General features: G+C 67.4%; 17 protein-coding genes. 4 read left to right on the forward strand and 13 right to left on the reverse strand.

Features of this window, described 5'->3' with window-relative positions; genetic code table 11:
• Positions 1 to 38: 38 nt before the first annotated feature.
• From ACOABP_RS01035 to ACOABP_RS01045, 3 genes are read right to left on the reverse strand one after another with little or no spacing between them, the layout of a single operon-like run.
• A complete protein-coding gene (locus tag ACOABP_RS01035) occupies positions 39 to 1,931 on the reverse strand; it encodes a dipeptide ABC transporter ATP-binding protein (RefSeq protein WP_474226598.1) in 1,893 nt (630 codons plus the stop codon).
• Position 1,932: 1 nt separating this feature from the next.
• The gene (locus tag ACOABP_RS01040) at positions 1,933 to 2,910 is read right to left on the reverse strand and encodes an isoaspartyl peptidase/L-asparaginase family protein (RefSeq protein WP_474226599.1); all 978 of its coding nucleotides are present in this window, start codon (positions 2,908 to 2,910) and stop codon (positions 1,933 to 1,935) included.
• A 26-nt stretch (positions 2,911 to 2,936) separates the two neighbouring features.
• Positions 2,937 to 3,839: a MurR/RpiR family transcriptional regulator gene (locus tag ACOABP_RS01045; RefSeq protein WP_474226600.1), complete on the reverse strand. Its 903-nt coding sequence runs from the start codon at positions 3,837 to 3,839 to the stop codon at positions 2,937 to 2,939.
• A 313-nt stretch (positions 3,840 to 4,152) separates the two neighbouring features.
• On the opposite strand from ACOABP_RS01045, the gene ACOABP_RS01050 reads away from it, so the two are divergent.
• The gene (locus ACOABP_RS01050; RefSeq protein WP_474226601.1) at positions 4,153 to 6,075 is read left to right on the forward strand and encodes an ATP-binding cassette domain-containing protein; all 1,923 of its coding nucleotides are present in this window, start codon (positions 4,153 to 4,155) and stop codon (positions 6,073 to 6,075) included.
• A 59-nt stretch (positions 6,076 to 6,134) separates the two neighbouring features.
• Here the strand turns inward: ACOABP_RS01050 and ACOABP_RS01055 are convergent, their stop codons facing one another.
• The 6 genes from ACOABP_RS01055 to alr all read right to left on the reverse strand — a co-directional run bounded on the left by ACOABP_RS01055 (position 6,135) and on the right by alr (position 13,279).
• Positions 6,135 to 6,620: a disulfide bond formation protein B gene (locus tag ACOABP_RS01055; protein WP_066733396.1), complete on the reverse strand. Its 486-nt coding sequence runs from the start codon at positions 6,618 to 6,620 to the stop codon at positions 6,135 to 6,137.
• A 167-nt stretch (positions 6,621 to 6,787) separates the two neighbouring features.
• Positions 6,788 to 8,074, reverse strand: coding sequence for an oxalate/formate MFS antiporter (gene oxlT, locus ACOABP_RS01060; protein WP_474226602.1), 1,287 nt, complete (start codon positions 8,072 to 8,074; stop codon positions 6,788 to 6,790).
• A 100-nt stretch (positions 8,075 to 8,174) separates the two neighbouring features.
• Positions 8,175 to 9,743: a gamma-glutamyltransferase family protein gene (locus ACOABP_RS01065; protein WP_474227880.1), complete on the reverse strand. Its 1,569-nt coding sequence runs from the start codon at positions 9,741 to 9,743 to the stop codon at positions 8,175 to 8,177.
• Positions 9,744 to 9,985: 242 nt separating this feature from the next.
• A complete protein-coding gene (locus ACOABP_RS01070; RefSeq protein ID WP_474226603.1) occupies positions 9,986 to 10,756 on the reverse strand; it encodes a GntR family transcriptional regulator in 771 nt (256 codons plus the stop codon).
• 4 nt (positions 10,757 to 10,760) lie between these two features.
• Positions 10,761 to 12,128 carry a DNA repair protein RadA gene (gene radA / locus ACOABP_RS01075; protein WP_474226604.1) on the reverse strand — a complete coding sequence of 456 codons (1,368 nt, stop codon included), beginning with the start codon at positions 12,126 to 12,128 and terminating at the stop codon, positions 10,761 to 10,763.
• Positions 12,129 to 12,169: 41 nt separating this feature from the next.
• Positions 12,170 to 13,279: an alanine racemase gene (gene alr, locus ACOABP_RS01080; protein WP_474226605.1), complete on the reverse strand. Its 1,110-nt coding sequence runs from the start codon at positions 13,277 to 13,279 to the stop codon at positions 12,170 to 12,172.
• A gap of 471 nt (positions 13,280 to 13,750) precedes the next feature.
• Between alr and lplT the strand changes: the two genes are divergently transcribed.
• Complete coding sequence (lplT, locus tag ACOABP_RS01085; protein WP_474226606.1) at positions 13,751 to 15,070, forward strand: lysophospholipid transporter LplT; 1,320 nt, start codon at positions 13,751 to 13,753, stop codon at positions 15,068 to 15,070.
• A gap of 45 nt (positions 15,071 to 15,115) precedes the next feature.
• Here the strand turns inward: lplT and ACOABP_RS01090 are convergent, their stop codons facing one another.
• The 4 genes from ACOABP_RS01090 to tsaB are packed head-to-tail and all read right to left on the reverse strand — an operon-like array spanning position 15,116 to position 18,555.
• Positions 15,116 to 16,201: a DUF1853 family protein gene (locus ACOABP_RS01090; protein ID WP_474226607.1), complete on the reverse strand. Its 1,086-nt coding sequence runs from the start codon at positions 16,199 to 16,201 to the stop codon at positions 15,116 to 15,118.
• Positions 16,182 to 17,234, reverse strand: a complete 1,053-nt coding sequence (locus ACOABP_RS01095; protein WP_474226608.1) for a uracil-DNA glycosylase — start codon at positions 17,232 to 17,234, stop codon at positions 16,182 to 16,184. Before ACOABP_RS01095 ends, ACOABP_RS01090 begins: the two co-directional genes overlap by 20 nt.
• Positions 17,231 to 17,785, reverse strand: a complete 555-nt coding sequence (gene rimI / locus ACOABP_RS01100) for a ribosomal protein S18-alanine N-acetyltransferase (protein WP_474226609.1) — start codon at positions 17,783 to 17,785, stop codon at positions 17,231 to 17,233. Before rimI ends, ACOABP_RS01095 begins: the two co-directional genes overlap by 4 nt.
• A complete protein-coding gene (tsaB, locus tag ACOABP_RS01105; RefSeq protein WP_474226610.1) occupies positions 17,782 to 18,555 on the reverse strand; it encodes a tRNA (adenosine(37)-N6)-threonylcarbamoyltransferase complex dimerization subunit type 1 TsaB in 774 nt (257 codons plus the stop codon). The genes rimI and tsaB overlap by 4 nt, the downstream gene beginning before the upstream one ends.
• Positions 18,556 to 18,722: 167 nt before the next feature.
• Here tsaB and ACOABP_RS01110 point away from each other — a divergent pair, with 167 nt between their 5' ends.
• Both ACOABP_RS01110 and ACOABP_RS01115 read left to right on the forward strand, forming a co-directional pair.
• Positions 18,723 to 18,992 (forward strand): acyl-CoA-binding protein, encoded by a 270-nt coding sequence (locus ACOABP_RS01110; RefSeq protein WP_474226611.1) that lies wholly within the window; start codon positions 18,723 to 18,725, stop codon positions 18,990 to 18,992.
• Between the two features lie 117 nt (positions 18,993 to 19,109).
• Entirely contained in the window at positions 19,110 to 19,484 is a 375-nt protein-coding gene (locus ACOABP_RS01115) for a hypothetical protein (RefSeq protein WP_474226612.1), read from the forward strand.
• The last annotated feature ends 33 nt before the right edge of the window (positions 19,485 to 19,517 follow it).

A 19,517-nucleotide genomic window follows, 5' to 3' on the forward strand; every position in this document is an offset into this window, starting at 1 on the left:
ATACAGGGGATACAGCGACTTCGGTACTACGGAATCGGTCAATAGGCGCCGCCAATGGCGTGCCGTGCCACAAAGTGCCCATGCGCGCCACTGCCGGCCACGGCCACCAGCGGCTGCACCACGGGTTCGTCGCCGACCATGCGGATCGGGCTCGGAATCTCGTCGGAGAGCGGTTCGCGCTTCAGATGCCGGCGCGCGGGGTCGGCAATCGGCACCGCCGACATCAGCTTCTTCGTGTAGGGGTGTTGCGGGTTCTCGAAGATGGCGCGGCGCGGGCCGATCTCGACGATCTGGCCCAGGTACATCACCGCCACGCGGTGGCTCACGCGCTCCACCACGGCCATGTCGTGCGAGATGAACAGGAAGGCCACGCCCAGTTCGCGCTGCAGGTCGAGCATCAGGTTGACGATCTGGGCCTGGATCGACACGTCCAGCGCGGACACCGACTCGTCGGCCACCACCACCTTGGGGTTCAGCGCCAGCGCCCGGGCGATGCAGACACGCTGCCGCTGGCCGCCCGAGAACTCGTGCGGATAGCGCGACGCGTGCGCCGCCGTCAGGCCTACCTTCTCCAGCAGCCAGGCCACGCGGGCCTCGGCTTCCTTGCCGCTGGCCACCTTGTGTACCAGCAGCGGTTCCATGATCGAGTAACCCACCGGCACGCGCGGATCGAGCGACGCGAACGGGTCCTGGAAGATGAACTGGATATTGCGGCGCAGTGCCTGCAGGGCCGGGCCCTGCATCTTGCTGATGTTCTGGCCTGCGAACTCGATCGTGCCGCTCTGGGCATCGACCAGGCGCAGCAGCGAACGGCCGGTGGTGGATTTGCCGCAGCCCGATTCGCCCACCAGCGCCAGCGTCTCGCCGGGGTAGAGGTCGAAGCTGACCTGCTCCACCGCATGCACGCGGCGCGTGACCTTGCCGAACAGGCCGCCCGGCACGTCAAAGCGCGTGACCAGGTCGCGCACGCGCAGGATCGGCTCGGCGCCGGCCGGCACGGTGTCCTGCGGCAGTTCCCTGACCGCGGCGTCGGTGTCGCTCATCTGCACCAGCGGGAAGCGGGCCGGCAGGTCCGTGCCCGACATCGCGCCAAGCTTGGGCACGGCCGACAGCAGCGCGCGCGTGTACGGATGGGCCGGCGCATGGAACACGTCGTCGGACGTGCCCTCTTCCACCTTTTCGCCGCGGTACATCACCAGCACGCGGTCGGCCACCTCGGCCACCACACCCATGTCGTGGGTGATGAAGACCACGCCCATGTCCATCTCGGCCTGCAGGTTGCGGATCAGCTGCAGGATTTCGGCCTGGATCGTCACGTCCAGCGCCGTGGTCGGTTCGTCGGCAATCAGCAGCGCCGGCTTGCACGACAGCGCCATGGCGATCATCACGCGCTGGCGCATGCCGCCCGACAGCTGGTGCGGGAAGCGGTCCAGCACGCGGCGCGCCTCGGGAATGCGTACCAGTTCCAGCATGCGCAGCGCCTCGGCGCGTGCGGCGGCCTTGCCCTTGCCCTGGTGCAGGCGGATCGATTCGGCAATTTGCTCGCCCACCGGGAACACCGGGTTCAGCGACGTCATCGGCTCCTGGAAGATCATCGCCACGTCGGCACCGCGCACGCTGCGCAGCGTCGATTCCGTCGAGTTGACCAGATCCACCACTTCGCCCGAACGGCGGCGCAGCAGCATGTTGCCGTTGGCGATCTTGCCGCCGCCGTGCTCCACCAGGCGCATCAGCGCCAGCGAAGTGACCGACTTGCCCGAGCCCGATTCACCCACCACGGCCAGCGTTTCGCCGCGATCCACGTGGAAGGACAGGTTGCGCACCGCCTCGACCGTACGTTCCGACGTGGAAAAGCGCACGGTCAGGTTGTCCACCGCTACCGCGCGCTCGGGCGGCAGCACGATGCCATGCTTGGAAACAGTTTTCTGCATATCAGCCGTAAATCCAGACGTTGACCGGTTCGCCGACGCGGGCCACGCCGCGATACATGCCTTCGGTGTTGAACGGCAACGTCACGTTGCCCGCGCGATCCACCGCAATCAGGCCGCCCCGGCCGTGGATGGCCGGCAGCTTTTCCATCACCACGCGACGTGCCGATTCCTCCAGCGACAAGCCCGCGTAGCGCATCTGCGCCGACACGTCGAACGCGGCCGCCGTACGGATGAACATCTCGCCGGTGCCCGTGGCCGATACGGCAGCCACGTCATCGGCATAGCAGCCAGCGCCCAGCACCGGCGTATCGCCCACGCGGCCCACCCGCTTGTTGGTGACGCCACCGGTCGACGTCGCGGCGGCCAGGTTGCCATTGGCATCGCAGGCCACGGCGCCCACCGTGCCGAACTTCTTGTCCGCATCGAGCGGATCGGCCTTGCCTTCCTGCGCCGCCCTGGCAGCCAGCGCAGCGGCATCGTGATCCAGCAGCGCCATACCGGTGGTGCCCTGGGCGCGCTGCCATTGGTCGTAGCGGGCCTGCGTGAAGTAGTATTCCGGCGCCACCAGTTCCAGTCCTTGCGCTTCGGCAAATGCCTCGGCACCTTCGCCGGCAAACAGCACGTGCTCGCTCTTTTCCAGCACGGCACGGGCGGCCAGCACCGGATTGCGCACGCGCTTGACGCAGGCCACGGCGCCGGCATTGAGCGTGGCGCCGTCCATGACCGATGCATCGAGCTCGTAGGTGCCCGCGTGCGTCAGCACGGCGCCCTTGCCGGCGTTGAACAGCGGGCATTCTTCGAGCAGGCGCACGGCTTCGGTCACAGCGTCGAGCGCGCTGCCGCCTTCGGCCAGCACGCGCTGGCCGGCCAGCAGCACCTGTTCCAGCGCGATGGTGTATTCGCGTTCGCGGTTGGCGTCCATGGCCGCACGGGTGATCGTGCCGGCGCCGCCGTGGATGGCGATAACAGCTTGAGGCATAGGTCCTTCTACTTCCCTTCTTGACTTCAGTCTGAGGATTTCTGCGCGCCGCGGTCGTCGCGCGCACCGGGCGCGCCGTACAGCCACGGCAACAGGAATTCGGTCATCTCGGCCGCCGCCTTTACCGCGCGCACCGAGCGGTAGGACACCGCGCCGCACAGCGCCTCGATCAGCGCCAGCACCGTGGCTTCGGAGTTGGCGGACAGGCGGTTGCCGGCGTTCGCATAGAGCGAAATATCGGCCAGCGGCGCCAGCGGCGAGGTCGGCCCGTCGGTCAGCGCCAGCAGCCGGCCGCCGTGCGCCTTCACGCGTTGGGCCAGCTTCATCGAATCGGTCACGTAACGCGGAAACGCGATGCAGACCACAAGGTCCTTCGGCGTCAGCTTGAACAACTGCCGCGCCGCGTGCGAGGCACCGCCCACCGTCGACACCGACGTCACCATCCGGCAGTGCATTTCCAGCCCGTGCTGCATCAGGCCCGCCAGGTAGCCGCTGGCGCCGAAGCCCATCACATAGACGCGCTCGGCCTGCAGGATGGCGTCGACGGCCCGCTCGATCGATTCGGGATCGAGATTGCGGCGCGTGGATTCCAGGTTGCGGGCGCCATCTTCCAGCGACGCGGCAAAGACCTCGGCCACCGTGCTCGGGCGCGCCAGTTCGTCGCGCAGGCGCTCCACCGGCGCCAGCGTGGCTTCGAACCCGCGCACCAGTTCGGCGCGGAATTGCGGATAGCCTTCGAAGCCCAGCGCCTTGGCAAAGCGGTTGGCCGTGGCCACCGACACCTCCACCGCCGTGGCGAATTCGTCGATCCGCATCGTGGCCGCGCGAAACAGGTTGTCCAGCACATAGTTCGCCATGCGCTGGTGCGCGGGCGTCAGTGTGGGCAAGGCGCGAGCGATGCGTTCGGAAATCGTCTGGCCGATGGGCATGTCAGGACGTCGGGTGTGGGGTTGGCACCGCCTTGAAGCATCGCCGGGCGCATTGGCGCGGGTCCGGCGATGAAAAGGCACTTTCGCAGTGCAGCAATCAATGTAAATAAATTTACACGCAAATGGCGTGCCCGCAATGACCTAAGTGATCGAATACGGGAAATCCCTCAATACATGGAAGCGGACATGCAAGGCGACTGAAAGCCGGCGGGGCCGGCGGCGGGCCAGTGGCCCCCGGCGCGCTACAATGCCGGCCTGCCGAATGATCGGCCGCCCAGCCGATCGAGCCTTACCCAGCCCTGAAGCCCTCCACGTGATACGAATCGACCAGCTTGTCCTCCAGCGCGGCACCAAGGTGCTGTTCGACCACACCAGCGTCACGCTCAATCCGGGCGAGCGCGTGGGCCTTGTCGGCGCCAACGGCAGCGGCAAGTCCACCCTGTTCGCGATGCTGCGGGGCGAACTGCATCCCGATGGCGGCGACGTGACCGTGCCCACGCAGTGGCGCATCGCACATGTGGCGCAAGAGACACCCGCAGTCGAGCGTACGGCCGTGGAATACGTGATTGACGGCGACACGCGCCTGCGCGAGATCGAATCGCGCATTGCCGCCGCCCAGGCCAGCGGCGATGGCTCGGCCGAAGCCGAGGCCCATGCCGCCTATGCCGATGCCGATGGCTATACGGCCGCGGCCCGCGCCGAGGCGTTGCTGCTGGGCCTGGGTTTCACGTTGCCGCAGGTGACGCAGCCGGTGGCGTCGTTCTCGGGCGGCTGGCGCATGCGCCTGAACCTGGCGCAGGCGCTGATGTGCCCGTCAGACCTGCTGCTGCTCGACGAACCGACCAACCACCTGGATCTGGACGCCATCGTCTGGCTCGAAGACTGGCTGGCCCGCTATCCGGGCACGCTGGTCATGATTTCGCACGACCGCGAATTCCTGGACGCGATCTGCAACGTCACGGTGCATATCGAGAACCAGCAGCTCAAGCGCTACGGCGGCAACTACACGCTGTTCGAAACGATGCGGCTGCAGCAGATGGCCCAGCAGCAGTCCGCCTACACGCGTCAGCAGAAGGAAATCGCGCACCTGGAATCGTTCATCACGCGCTTCAAGGCCAAGGCCACCAAGGCACGCCAGGCGCAAAGCCGCGTCAAGGCGCTGGAAAAGATGGAGCGGCTGGCGCCCGTGCACGTGGCAGCCGGCTTCGCGTTCGAATTCCGCGAGCCCGATTCGGCGCCCAACCCGATGATGGTGCTCGACAACGTCGACTGCGGTTACGCCGAAGCGGACCCGCCCATCACCATCCTGCACCGGCTCATGCTGTCGATCCAGAACGGCCAGCGCATTGGCCTGCTCGGGGCCAATGGCCAGGGCAAGTCGACGCTGGTCAAGACGCTGGCCGGCACGCAGCCCCCGCTCAACGGCACGGTGCGGCTGGGCAAGGGCCTGGTCATCGGCTACTTCGCGCAGCACCAGCTGGAAACGCTGCGCGACCACGATTCGCCGCTGCAGCACCTGGCGCGGCTGGCCCCCGACGTGCGCGAGCAGGAACTGCGCGACTTCCTGGGCAGCTTCAATTTCCGCGGCGACATGGCAACTTCGCCAATCGAGCCGTTCTCGGGCGGCGAGAAAGCGCGGCTGGCCCTGTCGCTGATCGTCTGGCAAAAGCCCAACCTGCTGCTGCTGGACGAACCGACCAACCACCTGGACCTGGACACCCGCGAAGCGCTGACCATGGCCCTGGCGCAGTTCGAAGGCACGCTGATCCTGGTCTCGCACGACCGGCACCTGCTGCGCGCCACGTCCGACCAGTTCATGCTGGTGGCCGACGGCACGATCCGCCCGTTCGACGGCGACCTGGACGACTATCGCGACTGGCTGCTGCAACAGGCGGCCGCCAAGCGCAATGCCGCCACGGCCGCCCACGCCGCCGAGGCCACGCCGGCCGTCAATCGCAAAGACCAGCGCCGCGCCGAGGCCGACGAACGCCAACGGCTGTCGGTGCTGCGCAAGCCGCTGACCAAGGAACTGGAAAAGGTGGAAAAGCGCATGTCGGTGCTGCAGGCCGACAAGACCGTAATCGACGCCTTCATGGCCGAATCTTCGAGCTATGAGGAAGCCAACAAGGCCAGGCTGATGGAAATGCTGAAGCGCCAGGGCGAGGTCACTGGCGAACTGGACCAGCTGGAGGAACGCTGGCTGGAACTGCAGGAGCAGATCGAGCAGATCGCCTGAGGCATATCACCCGCCTGGATCTGCTCCCCTCTCCCGCACGCGAGAGAGGGGAAAAGCGATTACCGATAGTTCTTCTCGCGGCGGATCAGCCCCACCGCCAGCGTCAGCGTCAGGATCACGAGCCAGATCAGCGACCAGGCCGGGATGGACAGGCCGAACAGCGGCGGCAGCGGCGCCGTGCACAGGCCGTCCGAATAGAACACCTGCGGCAGCAGCTTGGCCGTGGGCAGCGCGTTGACCCAGTTCTCCAGCGGATCGATGCCGCACGAGGCCTTGGGATTCAGCAGCAGCGACACGTGGTAGCCGGCCACCGCGATACCGGCCACGCCGGACAGCATGCCCAGCCCCTGCCACAGCGTGCGCGTGTTCTGCGCAATGGCCGCCAGCAGCGAGAACAGGCCGATGCCCAGGAACGCAAAGCGCTGCATGATGCAGAGCGGGCACGGCTGATAGCCTTCCACGTACTGCATGTACAGCGCGGCGCCGAGCAACGCGAACGAGACAATGGCGATCAGCAGGAAATAGGCGCGAGAGTTGGCTTGCATGTGTGTCGAGGGCAAGAATTGCTTCGACGCGAATTATTACCCATTTTCCGCTCGGGCACCGGGGCGCCCGCGCAATCCGCCACAACCGGCACTGTGGCGGATTGACGCACCTCTACACCCCGCCCCCGGCATCGCCCTCGCCCCTGCATCCGCACGACCCCAATCGGTCAGCCCGCCGCGGGTGCGCCCAGATACCGCTTGCGCCAGGGCTTCAGCACGGCAATGGCCAGCACCGCCGTCACGATATCCAGCGTGATGGCCACGCCGAAGACCGGCATCCAGCTGCCCATCCGCTCATGCATGAGCGCCGCCAGCGGGCCGCCGAAGATCGAGCCGATGCCTTGCGAGATATAGAGCCAGCCGTAGTTGGTGGTGGCGAATTTCGTCCCGAACGTGTCGGTCAGCGTCGACGGGAACAGCGAGAAGATCTCGCCCCAGCCCAGAAACACCACGCCGGACAGCAGCACGAACAGCACCGCGTTCTCGCGTGTCAGCAGCCACAGCGTCATCGCCACCGCTTCCAGCGCAAAGGCGAAGCACATCGTATTTTCACAACCCCAGCGATCCGAGATCCAGCCGAACATCGGCCGCGTCAGGCCGTTGGTCAGGCGGTCGATGGTCAGCGCCAGCGGCAGCGCGGCCATGCCGAACACCACGGCGTTGGACACCCCGAAATCCTTGGCAAACGCGGCCATCTGAGACGTGACCATCAGGCCCGAAGTCGACATCATCGTCATCATCGCGAACAGCAGCCAGAACAGCGGCGTCTTGAGCATCTTGCGGGTCGGCACGTCGGCCACGTTCGACGGCGTGTAGGCAGGCCGCACCGCCAGCTGCTCGCCGGCGGCCGGCGCGCGCAGCCCCTGCGATGCCAGGAAGCCGATCACCGCGAAGATCAGGCCAAACTGCCACAGCGTGGATTCCAGCCCCTTGCCGGCCAGCGCGGCGGCAATCGGGAACGTGGTCAGGATGGCACCCATGCCGTAGCCGGCCGCCACCATGCCCACGGCAAAGCCGCGCCGATCCGGAAACCAGCGCACCATCTGCCCCACCACGCCAACGTAGACAATACCCGTGCCGAGCCCGCCCACCACGCCGTAGGTCAGGTACAGCATGCTCACGCTTTGCGCCGACGCCGCCAGCACCCACGACAGGCCCGACAGCACCGTGCCCAGCGCGATCAGCCGGCGCGGGCCGAACCGTTCGATCATCGCGCCCTGGAACGGCGAGAAGAATGTCTGCAACACGATCAGCAACGAAAACGTGACCTGCAGCTCCGACAGCGGCACGCCCAGTTTGGCGGACAACGGCTTGGTAAACAGCGTCCAGACATACTGCGGACTGGAAATCGCCATCATGCACACGAGCCCCAGCAGCAACTGCAGCCAGCGCGTGCGCGCCAGCGGCATGGCCTGCGGCACACCCAGGGCCGCGTTATCAGCAACGGTACGCATCGAACCACTCCTTCAGACAGACTTCGAGAGAGACGCGTGGCCATGCGGCGCCACGCCTTGTTGGAATCCGGTACAGGCCGGCGCCTGCCTCACGGCGCGATCACCACGCAGCCACCGCGCCGTCGCTGCGCGGATCGCTGCCGCCCTGGTACAGGCCATCCGGTTGCAGCACGATGGCGCCTGCGTGGCCCATCGCTTCGTCGTAGGGACGCAGCACCTCCACGTTGTGGCCCAGCGTGCGCAACGCTTGCTGCACCGTGGACGGAAAGCGCGCTTCGAGCTTCAGCGTGTCGGTGGTCTGGCCCCAGGTGCGTCCCAGCAGCCAGCGCGGCGCGTCGATGGCCGCCTGCGGGTTCATGCCGAAATGGACGATCCGCGAGAACACCGCCGCCTGCGACTGCGGCTGGCCGTCGCCACCCATGTTTCCGTAGACCAGCGTGCGGCCATCGTTCAGGCGCGCCATCGCCGGGTTCAGCGTGTGGAACGGCTTGCGGCCCGGCATCAGCGGGTTGCGCGCGGCGGGGTCCAGCGCAAAGCTGCACCCGCGGTTCTGCCAGTTCACGCCCGATTGCGGCAGCACGATGCCGCTGCCGAACTCGTGATAAATGCTCTGGATAAAGCTGACGGCCACGCCATTGCCGTCGACCACGCCCATCCACACCGTATCGGCCGGCCCGATGCCCTGCCCCCACGGCAGCACGTCATCGGCACGGATGCGCGCGGCGGCCGCGTCCAGCCACGGCGGCGCCAGCAGGTCGCGCGGATCGATCTCCATATAGGCGGGATCGGTGATATGGCGGTCGCGCACGTGGAACGCCTGCTTGGTCGATTCCACGCAGGCATGCACGAACGCCGCACCAAGCGGGTCCATGCCAGGCGTGAGAATCCGGTCGAGCTGCCCCAGGATCAGCAGCGACACCAGCCCCTGCGTGGGCGGTGGCATGTTGTAGACCGTGCCTTGCGAGTGGGCCAGCGCCAGCGGCGCCTTCCAGGTGGCGCGATGGGCGTGCAGGTCTGCGGCCGTCAGCGGGCTGCCCACTTGCTGCAGTTCGTGCGCCAGCAGCCGGGCCAGGTCGCCGTGATAGAAATCGTCGAGCCCGGCGCGCGCCAGCTGTTCGAGCGTGCCGGCCAGGCGCGGATGACGGAAACGGCTGCCCGGCGCGGGCGCCGCCCCATCCACCAGAAAGGTCTGTGCAAACCCCGGCACATCCTGCAGTTCGCCGGCCTTGGCCGCCACGCAGGCCGACTGGCTATCGGTCACCGGCACGCCGTCACGCGCATGGTCGATGGCATCGGCCAGCAGGCGCGCCAGCGGCAGGCGTCCGCCCAGCGCGTCGCGCTGCCAGTCAAGCGCCGCCTGCCAGCCCGACACCGTGCCGGCCACCGTGTTCGCCGCCATGCCACCGCGCGTGGGAATCGCGGCAAAGCCGGCTTCGCGATAGCACGCGATGGTCGCCGCCCCCGCTGCCGCGCCGCAGGCATCGAGCGCCAGCGGCACCTCGCCCGGACGCGCGATCAACCAGAAGCTGTCGCCGCCGAGACTGTTCATATGCGGATAGACCACGGCGATGGTGGCCGCGGCCGCGACCATCGCCTCGACAGCGTTACCGCCGTCGCGCAATACGGCCAGCGCGCTCTGCGATGCCAGCGCGTGCGGCGCCACGGCCATGCCCCGGCTGCCCCGGATCGGATTCAAATGAAAGGTCACGACAGTTCCGCGATTTATGTATACATAAATCTCCTGCGTGAGACGATCGCAATAGGCATGCCATGGACACCCCTACTGGCGAGGGGGTGCCTGTGCCAGAGAGGCATACGGCGGCCTATGCCGCCTGGCGTGAGGGATAGCGGGTGATAAAGCGTCGCGACGGGATGCCGCGAGCGGAGAAACAGGCGAAGAAACGGCCGCGCTCAGCCGAACCGGCGGCGGCGCGCCGGTGCACCGGATTCGGTCGACGGCACGAAGCTGGTGCGGGCTTCCTCAAGCCGGGCCATCGTCAGGCGGCTGACTTCGGCGCGGCCATCCTCGATGTGCGTGGACAGCAGCGCCACCGTGCGCGCGGCGTCGGCTTCGGCCAGCGCAGCCAGGATCGCGCCATGCTCGTCGTAAGTCAGCGAGATCCGCTCCCCGAACGCGAAGTCGAGCCGGCGGATGATGCGGATGCGGTCGGTCACCTGCTGGTGCACGGCGGCCGCTTCGGGGTTGCCCGCCGCATCGACGATGGCCAGGTGAAACGCCTCGTCGAGCTGCGCCACGACGTTGCCGTCGGCCAGGCGCTGGCCAGGGGGCACGCGCCAGGTCGCGTCAAGCATGGCAATCAGTCCGGCACGCCGCGCGGCGTGCGATGGCTGGCACAGCCGCGTGACGGCATGGGTTTCCAGCAGCGTGCGCAGTTCATACAACGCCTCGAAACGACCCAGGTCCAGCGGCACCACTTCCCAGCCGTTGCGGTAGTAGCCCCGCACCAGGCCATCGCCCTGCAGGCGCTGCAGCGCCTCGCGCACTGGCGTGCGCGAGATGCCCAGCCGTTCGGCCACGTCGTTTTCGGTGAAGCGGTCGCCCGGCAGCAGCCGGAACGCAAAGATGTCGTCACGCAGCGACTGGTAGGCCGCCTGCGAACGCTTGGCGCGCGCCACGGATCGCGACGCTGCGCCTTCGGCATCCACGGCAGCGCCGGTCATGGCGTCAGTCCAGGTGCCGTACGCGGTCGATCGCCTGTTCCAGGCGGTCCACCGCGATCACTTCCAGCCCGTCGATGGGCTGCTTCGGCGCGTTGGCCTTGGGGATCACGGCCATCGTGAAGCCAAGCTTGGCGGCTTCCTTGAGCCGCTCCTGCCCGCGCGGGCTGGGGCGAATCTCGCCGGCCAGACCCACCTCGCCAAATACCACCAGCCCACGTGGCAGCGGCTTGTTGCGCATCGACGAATGAATCGATAGCAAAACCGCCAGATCCGCGGCCGGCTCGGTGATCTTGACCCCGCCTACCGCGTTCAGGAACACGTCCTGGTCGAAACACGCAATGCCGGCGTGCCGGTGCAGCACGGCCAGCAGCATCGCCAGCCGGTTCTGCTCCAGGCCCACGGCCAGCCGGCGCGGGTTGGGCACGTTGGCGGTGTCGACCAGCGCCTGCACTTCCACCAGCAGCGGGCGCGTGCCCTCCTGCGTCACCAGCACGCACGATCCGGCCACCTGCTCCTCATGCTGCGACAGGAACAGCGCCGACGGATTGCTGATACCGCGCAGGCCGCGCTCGGTCATCGCAAAAACGCCAAGTTCGTTGACTGCACCAAAGCGGTTCTTGAACGCGCGGATCAGCCGGTGCGACGAATGGGTGTCGCCCTCGAAATACAGCACCGTATCGACGATATGCTCCAGCACGCGCGGGCCCGCCAGGCTGCCTTCCTTGGTCACGTGGCCCACCAGGATGATCGTGATATCGCTGCTCTTGGCAATGCGCGTCAGCTGCGCCGCGCATTCGCGCACCTGGGCCACCGACCCCGGCGCCGAGGTCAGCGCCTCGGAATACAGCGTCTGGATCGAGTCGATCACCGCCACTTCGGGCTTGTCGGCCTCCAGCGCTGCCTGGATCTTTTCCAGCTGGATCTCGGGCAGCAGCCCCAGCGTGGCGGCCTCCACCCCCAGCCGCTGCGCCCGCAACGCGATCTGGGCGCCAGACTCTTCGCCACTGACATAGAGCACCCGCCGGCTGGCCGACAGGTTCGCCAGCGTCTGCAACAGCAGCGTCGACTTGCCGATGCCGGGGTCGCCGCCAATCAGCACCACCCCGCCCGACACCAGCCCGCCACCGAGCACCCGGTCGAATTCATCGATGCCCGTGGTAAAGCGCGGCACATCGGCGGCCTCGATGTCGCTGAGCTTGCGGACCACGGCCGACGCCGCCAGCGGCTGGAAACGGCGCGTGGCCGACGACCCCGAATCCGCCACGGTCTCCACGAGCGTGTTCCAGGCATTGCATTGCGGGCACTGGCCTGCCCAGCGCGGTGTGGTACCGCCGCATTCGGTACAGGTATAGACAGTCTTGGTCTTGGCCATCGAAAAATCCGGACTAGGGCTGGATGGGGCGCAGGCTGTCTTCAGGCGGCCGAATCGGCCGTGGTCAGCATCGCCACCGTGGTCGGTACGCGCGGCGCCAGCGCGCACATCAGCTCGTAGCCCACCGTGCCGCTGGCGGCGGCAACGTCGTCGATCGGCAGCCCGTGGCCCCAGAGCGTGACCGGCGAACCCACCTTGGCCTTGGGGCACGGGGTCAGGTCCACGCAGATCATGTCCATCGACACACGGCCCACCAGGTCGGTGCGCACGCCGTCGACCAGTACCGGGGCGCGCTTGTCGCCCCAGCCGGACGCGTGGCGCGGGTAGCCGTCGGCATAGCCGCAGGCCACCACGCCGATGCGCATTGCCCGGTCAGCCGTAAACATCGAGCCATAGCCGACGGTGTCGCCCGGCTGCAGGTCCTGGATGCCGATCAGTTCGCTGTGCAGCGACATTGCCGGCTGCAGGCCGGTGTCGGCGATGTCGGCCGACAGGCCCGTGGGCGAGCCGCCGTACAGGATCACGCCCGGGCGCACCCAGTTGCGATGGGCCGACGGATGCCAGAGCACGGCCGCCGAATTCGACAGGCTGACCTCGCCGGGCAGGTTGGCCGTGGCGGTCTCGAACGCCTCGATCTGGTGCGCGATGCCGCGCGCGCTGTCGGCATCGGAGAAATGGGTCATATGGACGATACTGCCCACCCACGACATGGTGCGGGCCCGCTCCCAGGCCGCCCGGTACTGGGCGGGCCGGAAGCCCAGCCGGTTCATGCCGGTGTTGAGCTTGAGCTGGATGGCGAGCGGACCCTTGGGGCGGGCCTGCTCCAGCATGCGCAGCTGTTCCTCGCAATGAATGGCGGTGGTCAGGCGATATTGCTCGATCACGGGAACATCCTGGGGCTGGAAGAATCCCTCCAGCAGCAGGATCGGACCCTGCCAGCCCAGTTCGCGCAGCAGCACGGCTTCGTTGAGGTCCAGCAGGCCGAAGCCGTCGGCACCCTTCAGGCCGGCAAAGGCGCGGCGGATGCCGTGGCCGTAGGCATTGGCCTTGACGACCGCCCAGACGCGGGAATCCGGGGCATGGCGGCGCACCACTTCCAGGTTGTTGGCCAGCGCAGGCTGGTGGATGACAGCGTGAATGGGTCTTGGCATGGATATGACTGCTTGCGTGGGCTGTCGAACGATGTTCTGCACCAGATTCGGGAAGACCCGGTCGGCAGGCCACTGGATTCGGGCGTTGAGGTGGCACACACTGTGCGGTAACAGGCCTTTGGGACCGGACGGTCTTTGCGGATGCACCCGCGCCACCTTGCGCAGGCGATATTTGACCACATCCGCAGGTCGATTCCGGGAATCCATCCGGGCAAGTACTGTCCAATGCGCGTCCGCCGGTGTGCTGAAATGTCGCGGATTCGTGATATAAAGCCGGACGCTCCGGCCATGTTTTAAAAGAGAAGCAATATGTCAATGACGGTCAGGCAAGCCGCAAGGCGCGCGAAAGTAGCGTCGCCGCCCCACTTTGACAAGGCAGGTGCAACAGGTTCCCTGCAAGCAACGGCACTCCCGGCCGGTCCGCTTTTGCCCGTCCACATGGACGCCCGCGATGGAGACAAAGTCCAAGGTATGAAGAAGGGTTTCTACACGATCATGGCCGCGCAGTTCTTTTCGTCGCTGGCCGACAATGCCCTGCTCATCGCAGCCATTGCCCTTCTTACCGAATTGCATTCCCCGCAGTGGATGACCCCGCTGCTCAAGCTGTTCTTCGTGCTGTCCTATGTGGTGCTGGCGGCATTCGTGGGCGCCTTTGCCGACTCCATGCCCAAGGGCAAGGTGATGCTGATCACCAATGCCATCAAGATCGTGGGCTGCGCCATCATGATGTTCGGGCTGCACCCTCTGCTGGCCTATGGCGTCGTCGGCTTTGGCGCGGCGGCCTATTCGCCGGCCAAGTACGGCATCCTGACCGAGCTGCTGCCCCCCGAGAAACTGGTAATGGCCAATGGCTGGATCGAGGGCCTGACGGTCGGCTCGATCATCCTGGGCACGGTGGTGGGCGGCGCACTGATCTCGGTGCATCTGTCGACGATCCTGCTGCGCTTCGACCTGCCCTACGTCGACACCGGCATCAACACCCCCGCCGAAGCGGCGATGGTGGTGATCATGCTGTTCTACTTCGTCGCCGGCGTCTTCAACCTGTTCATTCCGGACACCGGCGCACGCTATCCCCAGCAGGAAAAGAACCCGATCAAGCTGATTGCCGAGTTTGGCGACTGCTTCATCGCGCTGTGGCGCGACAAGCTGGGCCAGATCTCGCTGGCCGTGACCACGCTGTTCTGGGGCGTGGGCGCCACGTTGCAGTTCATCGTGCTCAAGTGGGCCGAGAAGTCGCTCGGGCTGAACCTGTCGCAAGGCGCGCTGCTCCAGGCCGTGGTGGCCGTGGGTGTGGCGGTGGGCGCCATCGCCGCCGCCGCGCGCATTCCGCTGCGCAAATCGCTGTCGGTGCTGCCTTTCGGCGTGGCAATGGGTGCCACCGTGATCCTGATGGCGTTCTACACCAAGGACACCATGCCGGCCGTCACGCTTGATGTGCTGGGCATGGCGATGCCGCTCTACATGGCTATCGCCTACGTGTTCCTGATGATCGTGGGCGCCATGTCGGGCTACTTCGTGGTGCCGATGAATGCCCTGCTGCAACACCGTGGGCATGTGCTGCTTTCGGCCGGTCACTCGATCGCGGTACAGAACTTCAACGAGAACGTATCGGTGCTGCTGATGTTGTGCCTGTACGCGCTGCTGATCAAGCTGAACGTGCCGATCGGCTTTGTGATCGTCGCGCTGGGCCTGTTCATCGTGGCCACCATGGCGCTGGTGATGCGCCTGCACAAGCACAACGTGAAGGTGTACAACTCGCTGGCGATGATCGGCGAGGACAAGCACCACTAGTCACACGCGGGGCGTCCTTTCGGCGTCCCTGCCCCCTGGCGCCCTTCAGGGCGCCGCGGCCCGCAGCGCGGCCCGCGCCTCCCAGTCGTCCGGCACCACGAATCCGCGCGAGCACTCGCGCCAGATGCCGGGCGCATCCTGATCCTGCACCAGTTCACAGACCATCACCGGAGCCTCGCGGCGCCACGCATGCAGCGGGTCGGCAAAGCGTTCGGCCAGCGCGTCGTGCATCACCGCCGCCGTATCGGTGGCGTCGTCGGCCACCCGGGCACCCGACAGCCAGTCGGACCGGGACAGCCGGTACCAGCGCACATGGCTCCGGGCCGGGTCCGACGCCCGGGCATGCCAGGCGGCAAGCGGCGCCCACCACCCGCTCAGGTGATCGGGGGCAATGCCAAGGGTTTCCAGGCCGGCCGGCACGACGCCGTCGCGATAGAACAGCCACCCCAGCAGATAGACTTCGCTGCGATCCACGGGATGCCCGACCAGCGCCTGGGCCTCGGCCGTGCGACCCAGCGGCAGTTGCCGCCGCACGATGTGATCGAGCTTGTCGCCCAGCCGGTCGACAAGATTCGGCCCGACAAAGGCCCGATGCCCGGCAACGCCCTTCACCATCAGATAGAACTTGGCCGCCATCTCCCAGTGGACGACAGCCGCGCTGGACGGGTCGCGCCAGACCACGTCGAGCTCACCCAGCGTCTGCACGCCATGACCGTTGGCGCGCCGGATCGGCACATTGGCGGCCAGCAGATCCACGCCTTGTGTGTGCCGCAGCGCGAAGTGCAGCAGCCGTTCGGCATGACGGCCCAGCCGCAGGCTGCGACTGCCCGTTGGGTCGGGATGCTGGCTCAGTTCGGAGATGGTTTCGGGCAGGATGGCCGGATCGGCCTCGGACAGCCACGCCTGCCACCCTGCCCGGGCTCCAGGCGGCCATTGGGCCAGCCGGGCCGGGCCGTCGAGGTAGCCATCGGGCAGATGCGACAGCAGCGCCGGGGACAGCGAGCACCACGCCAGGTCGCGCGTGCGCTGAGAGGCCGCGCGGCACCATAACGGCAACGGCAAGTCTGCGCCGGCCGGCGCACAGCCGCCCGGTGGCGTCACCTGCGCGAGATCAGGCTTCAGCTCCCGCACGATCGTGGACCTCGCGCGCCAGGCACAGGTCTTCCCAGGCACGCGCCTTGTCGGTCAGCGTGCGCAACAGGTAGGCAGGGTGATAGGTCACCACCACGGGAATGCCCTCGTAGGTATGCACCGTGCCGCGCAGCTTGCCGATCGGCGTGCTCGACCGCAGCAGCGACTGCGCCGCAAAGCGGCCCAGCACCACGATGACCTTCGGCTTGATCAGCGCAATCTGGCGCTTCAGGTAGGGTTCGCACTGGGCCACCTCGTCGGGCTCCGGATTCCGGTTGCCCGGCGGACGGCACTTGAGCACGTTGGCGATATAGACGTTCTGACCGCGCGCCAGGCCCAGCGCTCCCAGCATGTTGTCCAGCAGCTTGCCGGCCTGGCCGACAAACGGCTCGCCTTGCAAATCCTCGTTCTCGCCCGGCGCCTCGCCCACCAGCATCCATTCGGCCTGGGTATCGCCCACGCCGAACACGGTGTTGGTACGGGTGTCGCACAGGCCACATGCAGTGCAGCCCGCCACGCTGCCGGCCAGCTCCGGCCAGGGCATGCCGGCGATGGCCGCCTCGCGGCCCGCCTGCTCGGGCAGGCGCACCAGCGGCTGCGCTACGTGCGGCGCAGCCGGCCGATCGGGGTTCGGTGCGTCGAACGCCTCGACGGTCGCGGCCAGTTCGACGGCATTGTCGATGGCGTCGTCCATGGTGTCGTCCATGGCGTCGTCGACGACATGATCGGTGTCGCCCGGAACATCTGCCAGCACGCTGACCGGCCCGGGCGACCGGATGGACCGGACTTCAGGAGCACCAGAAGCTTCAGGGGCTTCCTGCGGGGCCGCTGTTGCAGGTGCCGCGGCCTTTCCTGCCACCGTCCCTGCCACCGTCCCTGCCACCATCTGCACGGCCGATTCGACTGCCGTGTCGATGACGGCAGCTTCCGCCACCACCAGTTCATCCACGGCCATTTCGGCGTCCGGCGCCCGGCGGGGCACCCACTCGGCGGAAATGCCCATGGCTTCCAGGAACATCGCACGGCGGTTCATGCCGGATCCCCATCAATGCTGGCGGGCCAGACGCGGCGCAGCACCAGTGCATCCTCGCGCCCCAGCGCCGTGGCCGGGTAGTAGCCCTTGCGGCGGCCGATCTCGGCAAACCCGGCTTCCAGGTACAGCGCCAGCGCCCCGATATTCGACGGCCGTACCTCCAGCAGCATCGTGTGCAGCCGGTGCGCGTGCGACGTCGCCAGCGCAATCGCCAGCAGCAGGCGCCCGTAGCCTTGCCGCTGGTGGATCGGATCGATCGTGATATTGAGCAGGTGCATCTCGTCGACCACCGGCATCAGCATCGCGTAGCCAATCAGCGCCGTCGACGGATCGCGCAGCGTCAGGCCGAAATGTCCGGCCTTGAGCGAGTTCTCAAAATTGCCGCGCGTCCAGGGATGGCTGTAGGCGCGCTGCTCGATATCGGCAACGGCCGGCAGGTCGCGGGCGCTCATGTGATCCAGCGCCCAGCCCGGTGCCAGCGCCGGCATGACCGGCACGGCGGGCCACTCCGGTTGCTCGGGGCGCTCGGGGGGCAGCAGCGCGGCACTCATCGGCCCGCTCCCTGTCCAGCCAGCGCGGCGGCCTTGGCGGCGGCCACGGCCTCGCGCTCGGCAATGGTCTGGGCAACCTTGTCGCGCACATAGATCGGCATGGCGTCCGCGGCGGCAATGGTCTCGCCGCGCGCCAGTGCACGCTGCGCGATCGACACCAGGGCGCGGGCGTCGGGCATGGCTTCGGGCACCGTGCGCGCGGCACGGGCCGCCGCCGCCAGGCGGTCGCCAAAGACGGTCAGCGCATTGCCGGCCAGCCAGAAATCGCCCTCGGGCGCCGCGATCGACTCCGGCGCGCCCACCTGCATGGCGCCGTCCATCGCCCAGTCCCCCGCGCCATCGTCCCAGCGGAACGTGGCGGCATAGGCCTGGTCCATGCGTGCGTCGATGGCAACCAGCACGGCCGTGCCAGCAGGCAGCGCTGCGCCGTCATGCGTGACGTTACGGACGCTTTCCGCGCACGCCATCAGCACGTTGACGGGAATGACGGGCAGGTCCGCGCCGAAGGCCAGGCCCTGCACCACGCCGCAGGCCGTGCGCAGGCCGGTAAAGGACCCTGGGCCCGCGCCAAAGGCAATGGCGGCACAGTCGGCCAGGCGGATGCCGGCCTCGGCCAGCACCTCGCCGGCGGCAGGCAGCACCCGCGACGACGAACGCGCGCCGGTGTGCTCATGACGTGAGAAACACTCGGCGGCGCCATTCGCGGCGGCGCGCCCGAGTGCGACGGAACACCACTCTGTGGAGGTCTCGACAGCAAGAATCCAGGACATGGCAGCGATTGTATCCGCTGGCGGGGCAAAGCAGTATTGGCAACGGCACGCTCCCGCCCCGGCCGCCAGGCCGGCAACCGAGAGCTTCCTCGACTTTTTTGCACCGAAACAGACGCCGGCGGCGCTTATCATCGCCCCTGTCCAACGCATTGCCACACGGAGACCCCATGAGCGACCTGCAAGCCCAATTCGACCAGGCCCAAATCGACGTCAAGACGCTGTCGGAGCGCCCCAACAACATGACGCTGCTGCGCCTGTACGCGCTGTACAAGCAAGGCGCCGAAGGTGATGCCCACGGCGACAAGCCCGGCATGACCGATTTCGTCGGCCGCTACAAGTTCGAGGCCTGGGAAGCGCTCAAGGGCACCACCCAGGACGAAGCCAGGCAGAAGTACATCGAACTGGTGGGCGACCTGCTGGCCGGCCGCGCCAGCTGACCCTCCCGCCCTGCGGACGGCCTGGCGCCGTCCGCCGCCATTCAGCACCTTGTCTTTCCTGCCGATAACCAGACTATCCGCAATGTATCTGGCAACAGTGTCGTGATTCTGGAAGACATGAAGACCTACCGAGTGCTGTTCGGCGTCTGCGCGCTGATGATGTCGACGGCGCTGATGGCCGCCCCGCGCGCGTCGTCCCGCCCCGCCGAACCTGCAGCCCCGGCCTACGATCCCGTCCGCTACAAGTCCTGCACCGTCTACGCCGCGACGGCGATGTCCGCCGCGGTCGACATGCGCACCCATGGCTACAGCGCCAAGCGCGCCCTGTTCGAAGGCGGCAACCCGCCCTCGGCCCCCATGGTGGCGCTGACCGAGTTCGCTGCATCGGCCATCCAGGCCCGCCCGGCAGGCGGCCGCGAAGCCGCGTCGGTGCTGAGCGGCTTCCTGGCCGGCGTCTGCTACCAGCGCAACGAACTGCCCACGCTGCAATAAGCGCCGGGAAACGAAAACGCCCGCAGGCGCGGG

It is taken from the genome of Cupriavidus sp. HE11 (genome assembly GCF_056097175.1).

Excerpts from the sequence above, each read along its gene's own strand:
- ACOABP_RS01035 (WP_474226598.1), bottom strand. The coding sequence starts at position 1,931 with ATGCAGAAAACTGTTTCCAAGCATGGCATCGTGCTGCCGCCCGAGCGC.
- ACOABP_RS01040 (WP_474226599.1), bottom strand. The coding sequence starts at position 2,910 with ATGCCTCAAGCTGTTATCGCCATCCACGGCGGCGCCGGCACGATCACC.
- ACOABP_RS01045 (WP_474226600.1), bottom strand. The coding sequence starts at position 3,839 with ATGCCCATCGGCCAGACGATTTCCGAACGCATCGCTCGCGCCTTGCCC.
- ACOABP_RS01055 (WP_066733396.1), bottom strand. The coding sequence starts at position 6,620 with ATGCAAGCCAACTCTCGCGCCTATTTCCTGCTGATCGCCATTGTCTCG.
- oxlT (WP_474226602.1), bottom strand. The coding sequence starts at position 8,074 with ATGCGTACCGTTGCTGATAACGCGGCCCTGGGTGTGCCGCAGGCCATG.
- ACOABP_RS01065 (WP_474227880.1), bottom strand. The coding sequence starts at position 9,743 with ATGGCCGTGGCGCCGCACGCGCTGGCATCGCAGAGCGCGCTGGCCGTA.
- ACOABP_RS01070 (WP_474226603.1), bottom strand. The coding sequence starts at position 10,756 with ATGACCGGCGCTGCCGTGGATGCCGAAGGCGCAGCGTCGCGATCCGTG.
- radA (WP_474226604.1), bottom strand. The coding sequence starts at position 12,128 with ATGGCCAAGACCAAGACTGTCTATACCTGTACCGAATGCGGCGGTACC.
- alr (WP_474226605.1), bottom strand. The coding sequence starts at position 13,279 with ATGCCAAGACCCATTCACGCTGTCATCCACCAGCCTGCGCTGGCCAAC.
- lplT (WP_474226606.1), top strand. The coding sequence starts at position 13,751 with ATGAAGAAGGGTTTCTACACGATCATGGCCGCGCAGTTCTTTTCGTCG.
- ACOABP_RS01095 (WP_474226608.1), bottom strand. The coding sequence starts at position 17,234 with ATGAACCGCCGTGCGATGTTCCTGGAAGCCATGGGCATTTCCGCCGAG.
- rimI (WP_474226609.1), bottom strand. The coding sequence starts at position 17,785 with ATGAGTGCCGCGCTGCTGCCCCCCGAGCGCCCCGAGCAACCGGAGTGG.
- tsaB (WP_474226610.1), bottom strand. The coding sequence starts at position 18,555 with ATGTCCTGGATTCTTGCTGTCGAGACCTCCACAGAGTGGTGTTCCGTC.
- ACOABP_RS01110 (WP_474226611.1), top strand. The coding sequence starts at position 18,723 with ATGAGCGACCTGCAAGCCCAATTCGACCAGGCCCAAATCGACGTCAAG.
- ACOABP_RS01115 (WP_474226612.1), top strand. The coding sequence starts at position 19,110 with ATGAAGACCTACCGAGTGCTGTTCGGCGTCTGCGCGCTGATGATGTCG.